The sequence below is a fragment of the Janthinobacterium lividum genome, assembly GCF_034424625.1.
Lineage (GTDB): Bacteria > Pseudomonadota > Gammaproteobacteria > Burkholderiales > Burkholderiaceae_D > Janthinobacterium > Janthinobacterium lividum.
Map to the genome: position 1 here is coordinate 287,150 of NZ_CP139977.1, position 20,731 is coordinate 307,880.

The 20,731-nt window shown below is 54.8% G+C and carries 12 protein-coding genes and 7 pseudogenes; 10 read left to right on the forward strand and 9 right to left on the reverse strand.

Going from position 1 to position 20,731, the window contains the following annotated elements:
• Positions 1-1,090: 1,090 nt before the first annotated feature.
• Complete coding sequence (locus U0004_RS29490) at positions 1,091-3,796, forward strand: M16 family metallopeptidase (protein WP_231958596.1); 2,706 nt, start codon at positions 1,091-1,093, stop codon at positions 3,794-3,796.
• Positions 3,797-3,923: 127 nt separating this feature from the next.
• Here the strand turns inward: U0004_RS29490 and U0004_RS29495 are convergent, their stop codons facing one another.
• Positions 3,924-5,180 carry an IS3 family transposase gene (locus U0004_RS29495; RefSeq protein WP_231958597.1) on the reverse strand — a complete coding sequence of 419 codons (1,257 nt, stop codon included), beginning with the start codon at positions 5,178-5,180 and terminating at the stop codon, positions 3,924-3,926.
• Positions 5,181-5,414: 234 nt separating this feature from the next.
• On the opposite strand from U0004_RS29495, the pseudogene U0004_RS30145 reads away from it, so the two are divergent.
• Positions 5,415-6,251: pseudogene (locus tag U0004_RS30145) on the forward strand (helix-hairpin-helix domain-containing protein); the annotation flags it as partial.
• A 66-nt stretch (positions 6,252-6,317) separates the two neighbouring features.
• A complete protein-coding gene (locus U0004_RS30150; RefSeq protein WP_412101875.1) occupies positions 6,318-6,824 on the forward strand; it encodes an OB-fold nucleic acid binding domain-containing protein in 507 nt (168 codons plus the stop codon).
• Between the two features lie 111 nt (positions 6,825-6,935).
• Here the strand turns inward: U0004_RS30150 and U0004_RS29505 are convergent.
• From U0004_RS29505 to U0004_RS29520, 4 genes and pseudogenes are all read right to left on the reverse strand, one after another.
• Positions 6,936-7,079, reverse strand: a pseudogene (locus tag U0004_RS29505) (IS481 family transposase); the annotation flags it as partial.
• Complete coding sequence (locus tag U0004_RS29510) at positions 7,070-8,761, reverse strand: hypothetical protein (protein ID WP_070259655.1); 1,692 nt, start codon at positions 8,759-8,761, stop codon at positions 7,070-7,072. The pseudogene U0004_RS29505 and the gene U0004_RS29510, both read right to left, overlap by 10 nt.
• 551 nt (positions 8,762-9,312) lie before the next feature.
• A complete protein-coding gene (locus U0004_RS29515) occupies positions 9,313-9,741 on the reverse strand; it encodes a PDDEXK family nuclease (protein ID WP_139144271.1) in 429 nt (142 codons plus the stop codon).
• Between the two features lie 241 nt (positions 9,742-9,982).
• The gene (locus U0004_RS29520) at positions 9,983-10,423 is read right to left on the reverse strand and encodes a helix-turn-helix domain-containing protein (RefSeq protein ID WP_070259660.1); all 441 of its coding nucleotides are present in this window, start codon (positions 10,421-10,423) and stop codon (positions 9,983-9,985) included.
• Between the two features lie 93 nt (positions 10,424-10,516).
• Here U0004_RS29520 and U0004_RS29525 point away from each other — a divergent pair.
• Positions 10,517-10,927, forward strand: a pseudogene (locus U0004_RS29525) (transposase); the annotation flags it as partial.
• A gap of 822 nt (positions 10,928-11,749) precedes the next feature.
• Here the strand turns inward: U0004_RS29525 and U0004_RS29530 are convergent.
• A pseudogene (locus U0004_RS29530) lies at positions 11,750-12,153 on the reverse strand (DDE-type integrase/transposase/recombinase); the annotation flags it as partial.
• Positions 12,154-12,157: 4 nt separating this feature from the next.
• Between U0004_RS29530 and U0004_RS29535 the strand changes: the two are divergent.
• Positions 12,158-12,345 (forward strand): annotated as a pseudogene (locus U0004_RS29535) (IS5/IS1182 family transposase); the annotation flags it as partial.
• Positions 12,346-12,419: 74 nt separating this feature from the next.
• On the opposite strand, the gene U0004_RS29540 reads toward U0004_RS29535, so the two are convergent.
• Positions 12,420-13,436, reverse strand: coding sequence for an SH3 domain-containing protein (locus tag U0004_RS29540; protein ID WP_139144222.1), 1,017 nt, complete (start codon positions 13,434-13,436; stop codon positions 12,420-12,422).
• A 562-nt stretch (positions 13,437-13,998) separates the two neighbouring features.
• On the opposite strand from U0004_RS29540, the pseudogene U0004_RS29545 reads away from it, so the two are divergent.
• The 3 genes and pseudogenes from U0004_RS29545 (at position 13,999) to U0004_RS29555 (ending at position 16,866) form a co-directional block, all read left to right on the forward strand.
• Positions 13,999-15,161, forward strand: a pseudogene (locus U0004_RS29545) (IS3 family transposase).
• 165 nt (positions 15,162-15,326) lie between these two features.
• Positions 15,327-15,719: pseudogene (locus U0004_RS30155) on the forward strand (integrase core domain-containing protein); the annotation flags it as partial.
• Positions 15,720-15,909: 190 nt separating this feature from the next.
• Positions 15,910-16,866: a hypothetical protein gene (locus U0004_RS29555; protein WP_115057661.1), complete on the forward strand. Its 957-nt coding sequence runs from the start codon at positions 15,910-15,912 to the stop codon at positions 16,864-16,866.
• A 101-nt stretch (positions 16,867-16,967) separates the two neighbouring features.
• Here the strand turns inward: U0004_RS29555 and U0004_RS29560 are convergent.
• Positions 16,968-17,772 (reverse strand): IS5 family transposase gene (locus U0004_RS29560; RefSeq protein ID WP_115057662.1). Its coding sequence is split into 2 segments (ribosomal slippage): positions 16,968-17,432 and positions 17,434-17,772, totalling 804 coding nucleotides; the frame shifts between segments, so codons are not numbered across the junction.
• A 429-nt stretch (positions 17,773-18,201) separates the two neighbouring features.
• Here U0004_RS29560 and U0004_RS29565 point away from each other — a divergent pair.
• Positions 18,202-18,480 carry a helix-turn-helix transcriptional regulator gene (locus tag U0004_RS29565; protein ID WP_256608859.1) on the forward strand — a complete coding sequence of 93 codons (279 nt, stop codon included), beginning with the start codon at positions 18,202-18,204 and terminating at the stop codon, positions 18,478-18,480.
• Positions 18,477-19,700 carry a type II toxin-antitoxin system HipA family toxin gene (locus tag U0004_RS29570; RefSeq protein WP_070257955.1) on the forward strand — a complete coding sequence of 408 codons (1,224 nt, stop codon included), beginning with the start codon at positions 18,477-18,479 and terminating at the stop codon, positions 19,698-19,700. The genes U0004_RS29565 and U0004_RS29570 overlap by 4 nt, the downstream gene beginning before the upstream one ends.
• Before the next feature lie 339 nt (positions 19,701-20,039).
• Here U0004_RS29570 and U0004_RS29575 read toward each other — a convergent pair whose 3' ends face one another.
• Complete coding sequence (locus tag U0004_RS29575) at positions 20,040-20,342, reverse strand: hypothetical protein (protein ID WP_139144221.1); 303 nt, start codon at positions 20,340-20,342, stop codon at positions 20,040-20,042.
• Positions 20,343-20,731 lie beyond the last annotated feature (389 nt).

Consider the following 20,731-nt stretch of genomic DNA (forward strand, 5'->3'; position numbering starts at 1 on the left):
TTTTTACATGGAAATGTAGTTATATGGAATTTGTTTGATATATATTAATGATTATATTTTAAAAAATAAACAAAAATATTATATTACTAGACTGTTTTGTATTGGCGGTCGAAATCTATATATTTTAAAATATTCCTATGCTTTTACAATGTGTCGCTGTCGTGTTAATTGTTGAGATATCTACATGTGACATTTTGAATATTGCAATATTTTTCACTTAATGCTTATTTTTTCTTAATTTTATAATTTTGTTACCCTCAATTTTTTGTGTGCGTAGGCCGCGTGCCGCTTCGGTGTGCGCGTATCTGATACAGCGCGCAGCTCTCGGTGTACACATCGTTGCAGTCGGTAAAGGTGGTGCCGACCCCGTCGTCTCCTATGCTGGAAAAATCACGCTTTCAATTATTTGCTTGTCTGGAGCCGAACCGTCGGGCTGAGTTGGGAACCAACTGACATGCCGAGTAAGGCGTACTCCCCTATCCACCAGACACTGCTCTCGTTTGCCCGCATACTCATCGACTGGAGATACATTCAGCGCTCTTGTTAGGCGCCCTTAAGCTTTCGCATGCGGCCAGGTTGGATGTCGCTGGGCGATTTCTCCGAGCAATACAAGGTCGGCTTGGCGATGCCAAGTTGCAGGACAATGTTGCTCCTCCCCATTCGAGTCTCAGCCTGCTAACGGAGTGACACGGGCGGTATCGTTGTGAAACGTTGGTGTCTTATGGTCAAGCGTAATTCCACAGGGATAATTGACGGAAAAATAACCTTGGGAATTATCTCATTTCGGTTAGTCTGAATACGTCACACCATCGCTAGGGAATGAAAGAGTCTCTTTTGGGCCTAATCTGATTGGCTTCCTAAGACTCCATTCCTATACTCGTTCAACTATTCTATATAAATCGGGCATTTTGGATGAAGCAGGATAGTTATCTTTCGAAATACACTGAAGACTATTAAAGGAAAAATTTTGAAGAAAATCATTACCCTCGCCCTGGCTGTTTGCGTCGCTGCCCCACCTCCGGTATTTGCAGTTACGCAAGTACTTCCAAACGGCAGCGTAAAAGGCGCTGCAGAGAATGGCATCATCAAAGTGACCGCCATCGAAGGCATCACTGAATACCGTCTGGCCAATGGCTTGCGCGTGCTGCTGTTTCCCGATGCCAGCAAGCCCACCTTGACCACCAACATCGTCTACCTGGTCGGTTCGCGCCATGAAAACTATGGCGAAACGGGCATGGCCCACTTGCTCGAGCACTTGCTGTTCAAGCCCAGCGCCAACTTCGGCATTAAGAAGGGGACGAAAACCCCCGTCGAAATCCTGAACTCGACCGGCGCGCAGTTTAACGGCACCACCAGTTATGACCGCACCAATTACTACGCCACTTTCCCCGCCAACGGCGACAACCTGCGCCAGATGCTGGCCATGGAAGCGGACCGCATGGTCAACGCAGCCATCGACCAGAACGACCTGTGGAACCCGAAGACGCAAAAGGGCGAAATGACCGTCGTGCGCAATGAATTCGAGATCGGCGAGAGCGACCCGATCGGTGTGATCAGCCAACGTATCCAGGCAATCGCCTACGACTGGCACAACTATGGCAAGTTTCCCATGGGCACCCGTTCGGACATCGAGCATGTCAACATCCGCCGTTTGCGGGCGTTTTATCACAAACATTATCAACCGGATAACGCCGTGCTGATGGTGGCGGGCCGCTTCGATGAGGCGAAGGTCTTGCAGCAGATTCATGAGCTGTTCGCCAAGATTCCGAAACCCACGCGCGTGATCGAACCGACCTACACGGCCGAACCCGTACAGGATGGCGAGCGCTCCGTGACGGTGCGCCGCAGCGGCGGTACGCAGTTCGTCGGCGCCGGCTACCACGTGGCGCCGTCCGGCAACCCGGACGCCGTCGCCCTCGCGGTGCTGGGCCAAGTGCTGACGGACGCGCCCGCTGGCCGTTTGCACAAGGCGTTGGTGGAAACCAAGCTGGCCAGCAGGATCGAATACAACTCCGAGAACAACCGGGAGCCGAGCTACAACCTGTTCGGCGCGCTGGTGCCCGTCGATGGTAATCTTGACGCGGCGCAAGCGGTCATGCTGAAAGTGCTGGAAGACCTGAAATCGCAGCCCATCACGGACGCGGAAGTGGCGCGCGTGAAACAGCAATTGAACAAACAGATCGAAATGGCCACCTCGAACACGGCGCTCCTGACGATCGCCCTGACGGAGTCGCTGGCGGCAGGCGACTGGCGCCTGTTCTTTCTGCAGCGCGACCGGCTCGACAAGTTGACGACGGCGCAAGTGCAGGCGGCGGCCGAGAAATACCTGAAGAGATCAAACCGCACCCTGGGCCGCTTCATTCCTACCGATGCGCCGGACCGCACCGTCGTGCCGGCTTACGCCGACGTGGCGCCGCAGCTGGCCGGCTACACGGGCCGCGCCGTGGTGGCGCAGGGCGAAGCGTTCGACCCCAGCCCCGACAATATCGAAGCACGCACCACGCGCTTCACCTTGCCGAATGGCTTGAAGGGTGCCTTGCTGCCGAAGAAAACCAAGGGCAATACCGTCAGCGTCGTATTGAAACTGCAGATCGGCAGCGAAGAGAGCTTGCGCGGCAAGGCGCAGGTGGGCAGCTACACGGCCAATCTGTTGTCGAGCGGCACGGATAAACTGTCGCGCCAGGAAGTGCAGGACAAGTTCCACCAGCCGGGTATGCAAGTGACCATCTCGGGTGATGCCGAGGGCGTGACGGCGATGTTGGTGGGCAAGCGCGAAAACTTGCCAGCCGCCATGGACCTGTTGGCGCAAGTGCTGCAAAAACCGGCCCTGAGTGAAACGGAATTTCTGGAACTGCAGCGTGAACGCGTCAGCAATGCAGAGCAGGACTTGCCTGAACCTCAACCGCTAGCCGTGAATGCCTACCAACGCCTGCTCGATCCCAGGCCGGAAGGTCACGTGCGCCACGTGGCCACCTTGCCGGCCGAACTGGCGCAGTGGAAAGCCATCAAGTTTGCCGATGTGAAGGCCTTCCATAGCGCCTATTATGGTGCGTCGAACGCTACCTTCGCTGCCGTCGGCGACTTCGACCCGGCCGCGCTGAAAGCGCAAGTGCGCACCCTGTATGGTCACTGGAAGGCAGAGCAACCCTACGTGCGCATTCCCGACGCTATTAATATTATTAAAAATAAAAGTGTTAAGCTGGAAACCCCAGATAAGGCCAACAGCGTGTTGTTTGCTATCCAGCCGTTGTTGCTCACGGATGATGCTGCGGTCTATCCGGCACTGGTGATCGCCAATCACATGCTCGGTGGCGGTGCCTTGCGCAGCCGTCTGGCCGACCGCATCCGCCAGAAAGAAGGCCTTTCGTATAGCGTCGGCTCGCAATTGATCACGCCAGCGCGCGAGCTGGCGGGCTACTGGATAGCCTATGCCATCAGTGCGCCGGAAAACACCGTGAAGGTGGAAGCGGCCCTGCGTGAGGAAATCGCCAAGGTACTGGCCGACGGCTTCACGGAAGCGGAACTGGCCGAGGCTAAGAAAGGCTGGCTACAATCGGGAGAAGTGGGCCGAACGCAGGACGATACGTTGGCGCAGGGGTTGGCCGGCTATCTGGCGCAGGACCGGACTATGTCCTATGAGAAGGACTTGGAGGCGAAAGTGTCCGCCTTGACCGTGGCACAAGTCAATCAAGGCTTGCGCGATTACCTGAAACCGGAAGCCATCTCCATCGTTATGGCGGGTGATTTCGCAAGGGTAACCAAGGATACTAGTTCGTCCGATGCCGCTATCAAGTAGTACTCGCCAATTCAATAAAATTGTTCGAGCAAGGCATCCTTAGTTCGCTTATGCGCCCCAAAATTTGACATGAATTTTGGGGCGCTCTTTTGATCTTGCCCCCGCATAGCTAGGCACAGCCAATCGTTTAGTTAGCGCCGCTTTCCTGAGCCCGGCGCGCCAGCTCCCTCCTGAACATGCGCGGCGATTTCCATTTCAGCACCGAATGCGGATGGACCTCGTTGAAGTGCATAAACGCATCTGGCAGCTGAGCCAGAACAATTTCTGCGCTGCTGCGGTCCAGCAAGTTCACATAGTCTCGTTTAAACGTGTTCACGAAGCTTTCAGCAATGCCGTTCGACTGCGGGCTGCATACCGGCGTGTGCACCGGTTCAATCCCAAGTGCGCGCACCAGGGCGTGCGTTTCATGGGCACGGTAGGCGCCACCGTTGTCGCTCAAGAATTCCAGCCTGGTTGATCCGACGCTGGCCTGGCCGAATCTTGCCTCGACCGGTTCCACCAGCATGTCGCGCACGGGCTCGCCAGGCAGGTCACGTTCCACCCAGGCGCGCCAGGCAATGATTTCGCGGTCACAGCAATCCTTCATGAACACACCGGTCACCACTTCGCCGTTGTCGCAAGCGATCTCGAAGCCGTCCGAGCACCACCGCTGATTGGGTTCCTCCACCGCCACCACGCCATTGTGCACGCGGCTGCTTACTGGGCGTTTGGGCGCCTTGGGTAACAGCAAACTGTTCGCTTTCATCACGCGATAAAACCGCTTGTGATTGATTGCTGGCAGGCCCATCAAGGCGCGCGTGCGGTTAACCAGAGCGCCAGCCCGGCGGTAGCCATAGGTCGGCAGCACTGTAATCTCGGCGCGCACGGCGTCGACCAGGATGGCGTCGGCAGGTTGGTAGAACGTCTGAATGGTACGGCCGTCGATCCAGTCTGCGGGACGAACCAGCAGCTGGGTGACGTGTGAGCGCGCTACGCCAAGGGCAGAGCAGACCGGCTTCACTGGTCGTCCTTGCCCGACAAGGGCGAGCGCGCAATCCACTTTTTTTCGCGAGCGAACTCGACGGCCTCCTTCAGAATTTCCGCCTCCATCGTCTTCTTGCCGAGCATGCGCTGTAACTGGGCTAACTGCGCGCGCAGCGGCCAGTTCGCTCGCCGGTACCACCGATTCGCCAGCAGTGACCGCCGTTAGCGCGCCTTCCCGTTCGAGCTTACGCCAGTTGAACAACTGGCTTGCACCGACGCCGTGCTTGCGTGCGACCAGCGATACGTTCATGCCTGGCTCGTAAGTCTCGCGTACCAAGGCTGCTTTTTCCTCGGCAGACCAGCGCCTGCGGCGCTCCTGGCTCACCGTCACCACCTCGATTGTTTGCTTGTTCCTAGTCATATGCACAGTCCTATTCCTATCCGTAAGAATAGCGCATAGGCTGTGTCTGGTGAATCAAGGGGCTATTTCAGTCTTGACATTCCGCTTGGCACGATATGGCCAGGTTGCCGACATGCAGTGCACCCAAGTGCCGCAACTGGCGGATTCACAGTCGTCTGCCACACGGTGCTTCGCCTGCGATACAAGTTCCCAAAGTCATGACGGTGGCTGGAAGAGACCTGGCGAGAACGAATGGTGGCCTCGAATGCCGAAGCGCATCTGCGTTCGCGTTTGCGGCTGGGTAACCTGTATCCGCGCGACGCCCTTGATGAAACCCTGCGCGTGGCCCAGCGCTGCACCTTCTCGCTTGATGAACTGCGCTATGAATATCCAGGCGAGATCGTGCCCGAGGGGCAGACCCCGGCCAACTACCTGCGCGAACAAGCCTATATTGGAGCGCACTGGCGCTACCCGCACACCATTCCAGACAACGTGCAGGCACAGCTCGAGTATGAGCTAGATTTGATCGGCGACATGCAGTACGAACCGTATTTTTTGACGGTATTTGACATCGTGCGCTTTGCCCGCTCGCAAAAAATCCTCTGCCAGGGGCGCGGATCGGCGGCGAATTCGGCCGTGTGCTACTGCCTCGGCATCACCGAAGTCAATCCCTCGCGCGGCCCCCTCCTCTTCGAGCGATTTATCTCACGCGAGCGCGATGAACCGCCCGACATCGACGTGGATTTCGAACACCAGCGGCGCGAGGAGGTGATTCAATACATCTATTGCAAGTACGGCCGCATGCGGGCCGCCCTGACTGCCGTCGTCATTTCCTACCGCCCGCGCAGTGTCCTGCGCGATGTAGGGCGCGCGCTGGGGGTGGATTTATCGGTGGTCGACAAGGTGGCCAAGGCCTCACATAGCTGGGAAGCATCCCTGGAACCGATGGCGGACGGCAGACTGGCGGTACGCCTTGGTTTAAACAATATCAAGGGGATGGTGAAAGAGGCGGCCTGGCGCATTGAGGAAGCCCGCGCTGCAGCCCCCTTCAAAAACACACGCGATGTTGCCATGCGCGCGCAACTCGATGCGGGGGAGATGAAGGCGCTGGCGTCGGCCAATGCCCTGGTAACGCTGACGGGCAACCGCCGCATGGCCATGTGGGATGCCGCAGCGAGCGTACCGGAGCGGGATTTGATGCGCGCAACGACCATTGCCGAACCCGTGCTGGAGCTGGCTCCGCCCACGGAAGCCGATGACATCGTGGCGGACTACCGGTATGTCGGCCTGACACTGGGCCGCCATCCGCTCGCTCTCTTGCGCCAGCGCCTCAACAAAATGCGCTTTGTGCCGTCGGACATCTTGAACACCTTCAGCGATGGCCAGCTGGCCAGGGGCTGCGGCATAGTCACTGTAAGGCAACGGCCGGAGACGGCCAAAGGGGTGATCTTCCTGACCCTTGAAGATGAATTTGGCACCATCAACATCATTGTCTGGCCCACGCTGGTGGAAAAGCAACGCGCCGAACTGATGAATGCCTCCCTCTTGGGGGTGTACGGCATCTGGCAATCAAAGAGTCGCGTGCGCAACTTGATCGCCAAGCGGCTGGTGGATTGCTCGCATCTGCTCGGTCAGCTTGATACGAGGAGCAGGAACTTTCACTAACGAGTGTCCTTTCGCAATAAATTATGGCAACAAAGTGCCTACAGCAATCGTAGCGATTCAATAGGACTATTCTTAAATTGCATCGACAAAACGGATAGTGTCACAAGCTATCTACATGTCCAGTCCCGTTTGATCATAAACGCGCTTTACGAATAGCTCCGGTTTCTTTTGCTGCCATTCTTTGAGCGCCTGGATGGGTGTTTTGGCACCGATGGCCCGTTGTGGAATGTGGTGGTTGTAAAGCTTTAATAGGTTGGGTCAACCGGTTTTCCGGCAATATAACCATTCAATTTTGCCCATCGATAGATAGCGATGCGGATACGTGGAACGATTTCTCCTTGTGCTGCATATTCCCTGCGCATTTCGCTCGGCACCATGTGCAAGGGAAGGTCCTGTTTGGTATTGGCCCAGTGTATCCAGAGCAAGAGCAGGCGCGTATAGGAAAAGCGTGAGATCAAGGCTTTGGTAATCGCTGGCCGCTCGCCGCGCTTCGATGGGCGCCCTTTTGTAGTGCCAGTGATGTGATGGTCGAAATTGCTGTGTTGCGAATGGTGTCCCGACTCCGATGGACTGTTGCGGTCCGCTCTGCCCCTGGCAATAAATTCGATGCGCGATGCCAGGTCGTCTACCATGGTCGTGATGCCGCCCTTGCTGCGCAATTCCCCGTTATCGCTGAGGTATTTGGTGAAAAACAGCGCGGGAAAATCTTCAGGCGGCAGATCGAGGTCGTAGCGTTCAAGCATGGAAGTTTTGTCGGTCGCGGCCCTCAAAATCGCCATCTTGGCGTCGTCCGTGCCCAATCCTCCCATGCCGATATGCCAGCCAAGATACAGTCCGAGCCACGCATCGCGCACGAACAGGCCCCGGCCTACGCCGATCGGTTGTCGCGGGTCACCACATGCGACGACATTGACGTCGACCGGGGACGCATCAAGCGATCCGACCTGCCCGATCGAGACGATGCCGTCGCGCACCGTTCCGGCCAAGTGACGATAATCACGGGCCCATTTCCTCTCACCCATTAACCTGCGCGCGGCGCCGGTGGCGTCCGGCGCTTTAGGTCCGTGATAGCGAAAATTGTCTTCAGTCGGTCGTAAGTGGGCATCCAACAGTACTGGTGTCAGCAGGCCTTGTTGAAGAACATGGCCGGTGCTGTAATACGTCCCGGTCATGGACAGGAAGGCTTGCCTCACGGTTGTGCCGGGAAGGACGAACGAAATATAGCCATCCTGAATGTTCAGCACGTCCTGATCGGTCAGGATGAGTCCAGCTTTCTCCGTGTCGCCGGCTTTGACGGCCGTGTTTTTGCGACCCAACTTGACCTGATTTTTTCCCCGACGCGGAACCGCAGGTGCGCCGGATCGACCAACATTATTGGGTATCAAGGCATTTTTGATGCATCCAAAAGCATAATAACGATGCAATGCAACAAATACCTGTCCCGCACTGACGCCAGCCTCCCTTGCCCGCGCGCGCACCAGATAATCGAGGCAGGCCAGGTTCGGTGGCCGTATGCCGGCGCCGGTGGGAATGAGTGGTGCGATCAAAGTCCATTTGCGGTCCCGCCGAAGTTCGAGCGTTGATCGGTGTCGGTCTTTCGGCGCGACAGCCGGGTCGTCGCAAGGTGGCCACAGGCGGCGAAAATCTTCATCGCCAAGGTGCCAGTGGTTCGGCAAGGCCAACGTCGTCGGTTTGATGGCATCCGTTTCAAGCCAGAATTTCAACTGGGATAGCTTTCTTAAAAAAAATCCCTTGGCGTAATAGCTTTTTTGCTTCTTGCCCGGCATGTCCCGGCCGATACTCGGAATCGGGATGAGTGTGACTTGATCCAGGTACGAAGCCACTTCCAGCACACGATACAGACCAGGAAGAGGCGAATTGTCCGAAGTCCCGGCAAGCACCAGTCCCGGCTCGATGGTCGTTTCCGTCATGGCCATGTATCTCCGAAAAAGCGCCGGCGCAAGTCGTCTCGCATGGCCGCCCACCTGGCCGGACTGGGTAGGAGGTCAGAATACGTCGCGATGGGTCGATGTCGATGCTCTGTGTCCATGCGCAGTGCTGGAATAATAGCCAGGCCTCGGCGGTCGTGAGGCGTAGCGTACGGGCCGCATGGAGCACTGCTTCGTTGATTGGCAGATCAAGGCTGGCGTTGAGGTAGTGCGCGAACTTGCCGGCCCAGGTAATGAGATGTGGTGCGCAATACAATGTCGACGCGTCCAACCAGACTTCAAGCTGTCCGGCCATGAGTTTCGGTATCAGGGCGGAACTGGAAACGAAATAGGGACAATCGATAGCGGCGGTATAGCGCCTTTCCAACTCCAGCCGTTCAAGCGTGCGCCAGTCGACCTCCTTAGTGGGGTCAACGATCGGTTTCGACGAGAAACCTGCCAGCCTATCTCCCCCTGGCAGCGGTGCTGTGGCCAGCAGGTCAAGGCTCGCGACATAGGGAACGCCGGTACCGATTTCGTAGCCATGATCGATACCGGCTTCACGGGCGATATCGAGCAAGCCCCGAGACCACGGTCTTTGGATGGGAGCCGTGTCCGGCGTTCCATCTAGCGGATGGGGGCCATAGCGGAAATTGTTCGCGCAGATCCCGCACACCCAGCCATAACAGCAGCAATGCGGTGTGGTATTCGCCACGTGAGTAATAATAGGCGCCACGGCGCAAAGGCGGCATGGAGGTGGCCACCTGATTCGAATAGGGCGAAGGGTTGTTGCGCCGCAGGATCAACCAAGGCAAATAGCCGCTGCCGTGCCCCATGCCATGGCCCAACCTGATGCGCTGGCACAACTTCTTGTGCGTCATGCCTTTTTGTAGTCGAGGCTTGGGTGTCGGCTCGGCCGGCACGGCAATCAAGTCTGATGGGGCATCGAAACGCCCCGAACTGGTCAATTGTTGCGTAGTTCCCGACATGGACCGCTCCATCTCCAGAATATGTTTTTCCGCACGCAATGACGCACTGAAGCATTCATGTCGTCTTGCAAACGGAAAAGCTCAAATTTTGGAGGTAAATAGCTCACATTATGGACGTCGATCAATGCACGACTATCGAGTGCGACTATTTACGTGATGCTTTGGCAGAGCAGGATTAATAGCGCGCGGCACAGTGGCCAACCGTCTCGTCCTGATCTGATGCCAAGCTGCCAGCTTAGCATTACAGTATTATTTCGACCACATCGGTTCTGTCTGGCTCTCCTTTGCGCTTGAGGGGGCGCAAAGGTTTGAAAGGTGGGTGCGACAACATGACAGGCATGCGCAATGCCATTCGTATCAGTTCCACTTGTGCCGGGTGCAATGCACCGATCTGGCGCCGAAGTTCATTGAACATCCTGTACAGCTCATCGGGCGCCTCATTGGGCAACATAATTTTTCGCTGAGACTCTTCCAGCGCTTCAAGCAAGCGCTTCTTCCAATGCTCCTCAAGCTGCAAACGCTGCACCAGGCGCTCGATGAAATCGATGGATGGCGGCCCCTTGGTGCCCAGCTCAATAGCTGAGATATAGCTTTGCTCGTAGCCTAGCTGGGAGGCGAATTCAGTCTGCCGTAGCTCGCAAAATATGCGCAATTCCCGAAATACTGTTGAGAATGGGCTCATATACCAATTTTAGAATTAAATATAACTGTTAATAGGAGTATTATGAACACGTTTTTTCCTTTGTCACTAAAAATATGATCCTGCCCAGAAGTCACGGTACGTGGCACAGCGGGCAATGTGTCGGATGTGACTCAGGCGCATGCGCTGTTGCACGGCGACGAAACCGCAGCGCTCGGCGACGCCGGCTACCAAGGCGTCGAGAAACGGCCGGAAAATGTCGGTAAAGCCGTCACTTGGCACGTGGCCATGAAACGCTCCAAACGCAAGGCGCTGCCCAACAACAAATTGGGGCGCCTGACAGAAAAGCTGGAGCATCTGAAGGCCAGTGTTCGGGCGAAAGTCGAGCACCCGTTCCATATCATCAAAAACCTGTTCCGTCATAAAAAAACACGCTACCGTGGATTGGCAAAGAACACCGCGCAACTGTTCACGCTGTTCGCGTTCGCCAATCTGGTGCTGGTCGGCAGGCGTTTTACCGTCACCGAAACCCGAAAACCGTCCTGATCGCCGAAAGGCGAGGAACACAGCACCAATTCCTCCAAAAAGAGCGTGTATCGGCTCTCAAAAATGCAGCTATTTGCTGATGATCTTGCTCGTCCGAGAATTCACGCGGCGCGCCAGCGAAAAAGTGGATTGATCAGCGCTTCCTTAGAACTTGTCCACGGGTTGCACTGGCTACACCACCACTTACCTCATCAATTTCATCCAGAGTTATTTCTTGAATGGCTATAGTACATTCTTATAGAAAGCTAATTAATTTTTTCTGCATTTACCATTAACTAAATTCAGCTAAAAAAATTTTAGCCGAAAGCCACAATTTTCCACTAAGAAACGGCATTGCAAATGACACCTGCCCGCAGTTTTATCTTTGCCTATATTTCTCATCCTGCAAATAGGACTAGTCCTAAATTTATCCAAAAATGCTTTATTTCATGAAATATGGATCCCGACCAAGTAACGGACTGTATATAGAATCCATCGAACTTAGCGACGGTTTAAACTTCATGGCAACTTTCAGGTCAAAGCATCTTTGATGTTTTTTTGGGGGGATTCACGATGTGGACTCAAGAGAATCGAAGCCGGCATCAGCAGGTGAGGACGGCACTCAAACTTGGCTATCCCACAGATGTGAAAGATGAATAGTGATGTCTGATCGCGCCGCTACTGCCAAGTACCTCGTAAGACGGATTTGCGCACGGTGATCAATGCGCTACGTTAGGTCCGGATGCGAGTGGCGCAGGTTCTGTCGCCTTGTTGATCAGAGGGCGAAGTTATCCCGGAATGGTACTTCTGTCCTCAAATTGGACGGACCTGTGCTGCCAGCACTTAGAATTGATCGGCGAACGGCATCATCACTGTGTGATCCATTGCGAACTGGCCCTTGCGGATCATGTGCATGAGCTCGATGCCGGCAATCACGGAGCCGGCGGAGCGGAATGATTTGAAGTTGATCATCGTCTTGGTCACTCTGTTGATAGCGCGGTGGTCGCGCTCCACGATATTGTTGAGATATTTGACTTGGCGCACGAGGATTGGCACGTTCCGGCCGGCATTGACCGCGTCAATGGTGGCCTTGTTGTCTCCGGTCTTGTCCATTCCAACCTTTTCTGGATAGCCATTCGCACCTAGGGCCTTGGTAGGAAAGCGCTTTACAGCAGCCAGATCGCGTTTTGTCGTAGAAAGCCGACAGTCTTTCCCAGTTTGTCGACAGCGCAATATAGATATGTCCAGACATGGAAGAAGTGGACCCGCTACTATCGGCGCAGCCTGGTCGAAACCAGAATGCCCTGCTTCGAGCTGCTAGACGAACGGTGGGGATGGCGTGCGAGTTCGACCGCGAGGTCGCCGAGTTACAAGTGGGCGCAACGATCCTCAATCATTTCACTGCACTGGGCACCCCGACGACGGTTGTCATGCCTTAAATCCGCTCGGGGCGAGGGGGGGGGGGGCTCTGTTTACTTGTGCAACAAAGCCTTACTACACCCACAGCTCGATTTTAACCGCCCTTTAGCAAAGCGTCAGGGATTTCGAAAATCTCGTCTTTACCGATAGTTACTATGCTAATCCCTTTCTTCCTTGAGCTTGTCATTGGGTATGCAGTGTCTGATGCACGAGCTTTCCCGCCGATGAAGAGGATATGCCGCTTGCCCTGAGGCCAACGAATCTGCACAGTGCCAGTGCCATCCAAGCCGCGCCGGATTACTCCTGCATCACAGATGAAGCCGGTATGGAAGAGCGGCGGGCATTTAATGACTGCTGTTGCATGGAACGGTGTGTCCTGCACAAGCGCGTCCTTGTTGCCCGAAATGGCAAGCAACGACTGTCCGTGAAGCCGTGCTGAAATTGTGAAGTTGCTGGAACTGCCACCTCGTGCGGCCGTGCGCATCGAATAGACTTGTAGGGTGTAGTCCCCATCCGTTGGAATGATCACCTCGGCCTTGTTGCCGGCGATGCTGCCGATGAACATGGCTTCCTGACCGCCAGACTGAATCAGATTGAAGTAAGTCTGTGGGTGTCTTGCCTTCAGCAATACCGTCAAAGTCTGACCGGCCAACGCCTTGATTCGATAGTCCGTGCTCTCGGTGCCATTGATCGTTCCTCTGACCGTCACAGGTTTGGAGCCTGGCGCTAGGTCTCTGGTGGAACTGCTGACACAGGACCCCTCGGCCAGCAGCTTACCTTCGACCCAACCCTTGAGCCCCCGATACTCTACCTTGCACCACCGCGGATTCGCGACGAGCTGCTTGGCCTGTTCACTCTCAGAGAGCGACATGCCCTCCATCAAACCACCTTGGCAACCCTCATTGCGAATGCAGGTGGCGTCAGCCGGTATGGTTGCAATAATCGTCGATGCGACTGGCCTGTCCCGCAACGGCACCGTTGCGCCATACGGCACACTCCGAACCTTAAAGAAATCTGGTCCAGAGGCATCGGCATGGGCGATGTTGAAACTCGTTGCACACTGCGCAAAGACAACCACACGGAAGATTGTGGTGAAACGAAAAACTGTCATAGCTAAATCTCGTATTTATATTGTGTTTATGGTAATTCATATGATTGCCAGATCGTTGGGCAACCGCGTGGAATACACAACCTTGAGCTAAACTCATGCCGTCATCAATGAAGTTGGTCACGTCCGCACGCAAATGTAACTGTCACGGAAGCTGCGCCGGACATTTCTCCTCCCCTAGTAAGTCATATGATCGTGACACGTCACTTAACCTTTACATGAACCTAGCTGTCATTTTCTGATTCATCTTGTTTTGGAATTTACACATGGCTGCCTGCATGGTTCAAAGTAGACCCAACCTTCAAGATAATTCTTGCCTGAGTTTAAGCTATGACCATGCCTCTTACTTGAAACGGTGCAGTCTTGCTTATTCTCGACCAATTTCTGATTTTTACGGCTGCAGCAGTCATTGCAGTACTCCTTTTTTAATATAGCAAGGATGTATTGGTAAAAAATAGGATTGATCTTAAAAGACGTCCTCAAATATGTAAAACAACAACGTGTAGTGGTTTAATGTACCCGGACACTGATTTAGGCGAGAATGCTCGCCATGGAGAGGTGTTTGATGAGCAAGCAAAGACGTACGTTTTCCCCTGAGTTCAAACAGCAGGCGGCATGCCTGGTACTGGATCAAGGATATAGCCATACGGAGGCAAGCCGGTCGGTCGGCATCGGCGAATCAGTGCTGCGCCGCTGGGTGTAGCAGCTTCAGTTAGAGCGGCAAGGCATCACGCCACAGAGTAAGGCAATGACGCCTGATCAGCAGCGAATACAGGAACTCGAAGCGCGCATTGAGCGTCTCGAGCGGGAGAAGTCCATTTTAAAAAAGGCTACCGCGCTCTTGATGTCGGAAGGGATCGAACGTACGAGGTAATCGATCAGATTTGTGGTGACGAATCAATCGAGTTGATCTGCGCGGTGTTCGACGTAGCACGGTCATGCCTGTATGCATATCGGGAGCGCGCCCGCCACATTGATGTTGAGCGCATGGCATTGCGTAGCCGTGTGCACGCGCTGTTCGTCGAGAGTCGTAGTTCGGCGGGAAGTCGCAGCATCATGGGCATGATGCGCGAGGAAGGCACTGCAATTGGCCGCTTCAAAGTCAGTCGTTTGATGGAGGAATTGAGCCTGGTCTGCAAGCAGCCTGGCAGCCATGCCTATAAGCAGACCTCTGTGGAGCGGGTCGATATTCCGAACCACCTCAATCGTGAATTTACAGTGGAGGCGCCAAATCAGGTCTGGTGCGGGGACATCACCTATGTCTGGGCGCAAGGCCGATGGTATTACTTGGCCGTGGTGTTGGACTTGTTCGCGCGCCGCGCGGTGGGCTGGGCATTCTCGCTACGGCCCGACGCTGACCTTGTTGTGCAAGCGCTGGAAATCGCTTACGAGCAGCGAGGGCGACCTCAGGGACTACTTTTTCATTCGGATCAAGGTAGCCAGTACGCCAGTCAAAAATTCCGTCGGCGCTTGTGGCGCTATCGGGTACGACAGAGCATGAGACGGCGGGGAAATTGTTGGGATAACTCCCCGATGGAACGGCTATTCCGTAGCGTCAAAACGGAATGGCTGCCGTCAACCGGTTACGTGACGGCACAAGAAGCACAACGGGACATTAGCCACTACCTGATGCATCGGTATAACTGGATACGGCCACATCAGTTCAACCAGGGACTGGCACCGGCCGTCGCCGAAGAAAAACTTAACGTAGTGTCCGGGATGGGTTGACCACTACAGACTGCGAGGCTCCTGGCGCGCGATCTCGTATCTGGCTGATCCAACGAAGAGGACGAGTCTGACCTGGATTCCCCCCCCCCTACCCTGCAGCGGCTGCTACAGCGCGCCGGTAAAAGGTACTTTAGCTTCGGCAGATTCATGCGCCGGCTCTAGCTGGCCTCGCCGATCAAGATCATCAAACTGCTGACCGACAACGGTCGCAATTCACCGACCGCTTCGCTACAACAGGCATGAAGCGCAGCGGCCAATACGCCTTCAGTCTGCGCCAGTATGGGCATCGAACACCGCCTTGCACCGCCCCGGCATCCGCAAACGAATGACATGGTCGAACGACTCAACGGCCGTATCAGCGAGCTATTGCAGCAGACCCGATTCGACAGCCGGGCCGGTCTGGAGGCAACCTTGCTTACCTACTTAAAGCTTTACAACCACCACATTCCACAACGGGCTATCGGTGCAAGAACACCCATCCTGGCGCTCAAAGAATGGCAGCAAAAGAAGCCGGATCTATTCGTGAAGCGCGGTTATGATCAAACGGGACTGGACAATCAGACAGCATCTAAGAATTCTGAAAATTCGATGTCAATAAAAGTGGGGACTACGATGTCATCAGCGAAAAGCAGTTGCTCTAAAAGCAGGATTTGCTGCTTTGTGGCAATATTACGGATTCATATTCACTCCAAGAGATATAGCTCTTGGTGCAGTTACCTCTTGTTTGAAAATTTTTAGGATAAATTGAATGGTACAGGCTACTGCGTATTGCGAAGAGCACGACAAGAATCTGACGTTGGAACAAGCGAGGGAGCTGTATTTTGCGCAGCCAGCGAAAGCGCGAAAGCGTTTTACATTCAAATGTGGTGATCCGAAGTGCCGGGCAATACTGATGCCGTTGGTTTCAGCGGCACTTTACGATCGAGAGGATGCGCCCGGCGTGAAGAAACGGTCGCCGTATTTTAGGAGGATTTCGCAATATCCTCACATCACAAATTGTACTTGGGCGCCTGAGGAGGCCAGTGCAACACGTGAGCAAACTGACGACCCCACGCCTGAAGAAGCTCACGCAAATGCCTCGCTCGGGCTGTTGTTCAAGCTAACTTCGCCCAGAGCTAGCGAGGGAGGGACTCGCGGATGTGGCCGCGCGGATGATGATGACGCAAATGATGGGGACAAAGAATCTCGAAAGAGAATGGATCGCCCCGAAACCAGTAAATTCATGGCGACGGTCGCCGGTCGCTACTTGTTGTACTCGGAAGAACGTCGTAAAAACACCCCGCTGTCAATCGAAGGAAAGAATCCTGGCACGTTCTATAGCGTGTGCATGCCACTCAATGGCTTTCATCCACATTATCAGGCCGAGAGGATCTACTTCGGCCGAGTCAACGTGACGGAGCTTACGAATGTTTTTCTTGTTCAATTCCGGAGCAGGCTTAGCCGTACTGGGGATAAAGGGCACAGGACCGACCACACAGAAATTAAATTTCTAAAGCGGTGGCTTGATGAAAATGATCGAGCGTTAGAGGAGCTCTTGCACGATCTGGCCACATCTAAGCGTATGGCCTGGTCTTTCTTCTACTCGGAACAGGCACCGGAAGAAGTCGGGCTCGACAAGGTTCGATTTGAGATCACCGAACCCGCATGGTTTGCTCTGATTCCAGAAAATGAGATTGACGCAAACGACGAAGCTATTCAAGACTGAATCAGGGGTGCATTTGTGTCCCCGGAATGAGATGCCGAAGCGGTGCATGTCGGCAGCATTCGACAAACTACTCCTTTACCTACAATTGTGGCTTAGAACGCCTAACAAAACCGCTGAATGTATCTCCAGCAGATGAGTATGCAGGCAAGCGAGAGGAATGCCTGATGGATATCGGCACGGCGCTCGTGGCGGATGCGTAATCGGCGGAAGCGGTGCAGCCAACCCAGTGTGCGTTCGACCACCCAGCGCCATTTACCCAGGCGTTCGCGCGGCTCGATGCCATAGCGGGCTATGCGTGGAACGATGCCACGGCTGCGCAACCAGGCCCGATGGGCGCGCGAAGCATAGGCCTTGTCGGCATGCAGTTTGGCAGGACGTTTGCGTGGACGGCCAGTAAGACCTGCTACTGAAGGGACGGCTTCAAGCAAGGGAACCAGCATGCGGGAATCATGTACCTGAGCCCCTGATATGCTCGCCACCAGAGGCAGACCGCGTTGATCGACGAGCAGATGGTGCTTGCAACCGAGCTTGCCGCGGTCGGTGGGATTGGGGCCGGTATGCTGTCCGCCGAGGGGGGGATGGCACGCTGGCCGAGTCGACACTGGCGCGTTCCCATTGAATCTGATCGTATTCCCGCAAGTGCTGCAGCATGGCGTCATGGATGCGTTGCCAGCTACCTGCCTGTTGCCATGCATGCAGGCGCCGCCAGCAACTCATGCCGCTGCCGCAGCCCAGTTCACGGGGCAGATATTCCCAAGGCAAGCCTGTCTTGAGGACGAACAGGATGCCGGTCAAAGCGGCGCGGTCGTCAATGCGAGGGCGCCCACCTTTGGGGGAAGGACGATATGCTGGTAGCAATGGCTGAATCAGCGCCCACAGGTCGTCAGGAAGAAGGGCTTTAGCCATGGCGCGGCTCCCGAAAACAATGTCAGGTGGGTTTGAGCAGCTTCGGGACCGTTTGTTTCTCTGGACGACGTTTCGTTAGGCGCTCTAAAAATGGGGGATTGCCCGACACGAAGGCACTGACGCCAGCCGGTCTATTGAGCCTGCCCGCCACGTCAACTCGCCGTTTGGATGTCAGCTGAGGGTGATCTCCGTGACGATCAGAAAGGCCCCCCCCGGCGTGATGTGCTTCCTTGACTTACTACCAGCTACTTAGATCAATAACTTGAAGTTAAATCCTCAAATAAGAGAATAACTTCACTTATATGAATTTAGTAGGATATGTACTTCGTTCTAAGTTCCTTAAATGCTAAAATAGTGAAATTACTTTCCATATAGCGCGCTAACTTCAACATGTTGGATTTTACATTCGCTACACCCACCGAACTGTGCATGGAGATAGCGCGGCGTCTCAAAGCACAACGCATGCGCCTGGAACTCTCTCAGCCTGAACTCGCACAGCGCGCGGGCGTCGCATTGGGCACGGTGTCTGGTTTTGAAAAGACGGGGAAGGCCACACTCGAAACGTCGTTGCGCCTTGTCGTTGCCTTGGGCCTGACAAAAGAACTTGAATCGCTCTTTTTGCAAAAGCCGACGTCAATCAAAGAACTGGAAGAGGCCAGCAGGCCAGTTCGCCAACGTGTTCCCCGGAAAAATAAAAGGGCGTCATGAAAAAGCTCAACGTCAATTTTTGCGGATGGGGTCAACAATGGCATCTCGGCACGCTTGCACACGAAGGGCGTGCTCTCCTGTTCGAATACTCTGATGAGGCACTGCAGCGGGGTATCGAACTCTCTCCAATTTACTTGAAACTGCGCAAAGTGGCCTATTCGGATTTTCCGAACAGCCAAGAGAACCTGCCGGGGTTGATTGCCGATTCGTTGCCTGACGGCTGGGGCCGGCTTCTGATGGACCGCTGCTTCCAAAAGGATGGGCGCGACCCGACTGGCATTTCACCATTGGATCGACTGGCGTTCATCAATGATCGCGCGATGGGTGCGATGGTGTTTACGCCGCCCGATGCGTTGAGCCATGATCCGGAATATCAGGAATTGCGCGTACTGGCCGAAGGCGCGCAGGCGGTGCTGGCAGGCAAAGATACCGCGACCCTCGAACAGCTGGCACTGACTGGCGGCTCGCCCCACGGCGCGCGACCAAAGGTTTTGGTTCAGTACAACGGCGCTACGGGACAGGTCAGTACCGACCGCGCTGCGCCTGGCGCGGCATGGCTGGTGAAATTCCAGGCTCAGGGTGAAACCAAGGAAGTATGTGCTATCGAGAAGCTGTACGCTACCATGGCGGAGAAATGCGACCTGGACATGCCCGCCACGAAATACTTCGACTTGTCCCCGAAATTGGCCGGCTTCGGAATCGAGCGCTTTGATCGTCAAGGCGGCATGCGGGTGCCGACCCTGAGCCTGGCTGGTTTGCTCGACGACAATTTCCGTTTGCCGACACGGGACTATACGGTGTTCTTAAAAGCGACCAGGACCCTGACCAAGGACGAGCGGCAGGTAAAGAAGGCTTTCGAGCGATGTGCATTCAACGTCGTCTTCCACAACCGTGACGACCACACCAAGAATTTCGCCTACGTGATGAACGAATCGATGCAGTGGGAGCTGGCGCCATGTTACGACCTGACGTACAACGTCGGCGTTGGCGGTGAGCACCAGATGACGGTCAGCGGTGAAGGTCGTCACCCGGGGCTACAACACCTGCTCAAGCTGGCGGCTGCGGTCGACCTGCCTGAGACATGGGCTCGCCAAACGATTGAGCGCATCACGACCGTGGCGGGCCAGTTCTCCACTGATGCAAAAGGGAGCGGCATTAAGTCAGCCACTCGGACCTCCATCAAAAACGCGATCGAAGCAAACCGGAAGAGGATGGCATAACGTTGTGAATCGCCACCAGTAGCTCAGACTCGTCTGATTCATAGTTCTTGAAAGATGAAAAACCAATGGATTGTGTCAGGGGCCTGGGCGTCCTGCGAAGCACCTGGTTTGCGATCTCATAGCTGCCTGATCCAACGACGAGATCGGGTCTGGCCTGTCAATCCCCCTACCCTGCAGAGGATCCTGTCGCGCTCCATCACATACGGCTTGAGCTTCGGACGGTTTCTGTATGAGCTTTCCGTGACCAAGCACTTTGTGATTTTGTAGTTGAGTTTTTGCGGGGTGCGGCACATTCGATTCGAGTCCACTTTACATTATTTTTGCTCTGCAACAATATATTTAGATTAGAGTGTCGCAGCCACCGATTGAGTCCGCAGCCGCAAGCTGCCTTTCAAATTCATTTAAGTTAGACCTGATAGAAACTTTGAGCATAGTGGTGCTGGCATTAATTTTTTTGTCTTTACCTGTCACCATTGGCCTGCGGAATTCTTGTCGCGCGGATAAAAATAATTCGCGTGGGGGCGCATGGAGCGGCAGGATGCGTTCTACGCTATATTGCGCAAGGCCTGGGGCTGCCGATAGTCGTTGTTGCTCTGGTTTCTGCCTTTTTGATGCTCCTCTCCATTTGCGGTGGCCCTGCATGGATTTGGCCTATCTTTTTCTATGCTCTCATCACCTACTTTGCCATTGGTTGGGCCCTGGTGTGGATAGCTGTGGGATGTTGGTTTCTTGCGAAGCATTCTCTTGCTAGGATAAATCGCCACTCGTAGCTTAGACTCTCCTGATCCATAGTTTTGAAAGATGGAAAACCGATGGATCCTGTTAGGGACCTGGGTGTCCAGCCAGGCACTAGGGCTGCGATCTCGTCGCTACCGGATCCAACGACGAGATCGGGTCTGACGTACCAATCGCCCTGTCCTGCAGCGGCTACTACCGCGCTCAAGCAAATGCGGCTTGAGCTCCGGCTGATTCCGGTAGGAATTCTCCCATGGCTAAACGCCTTGCGACGTTGTAGCAGAGGTTTTGCGGGG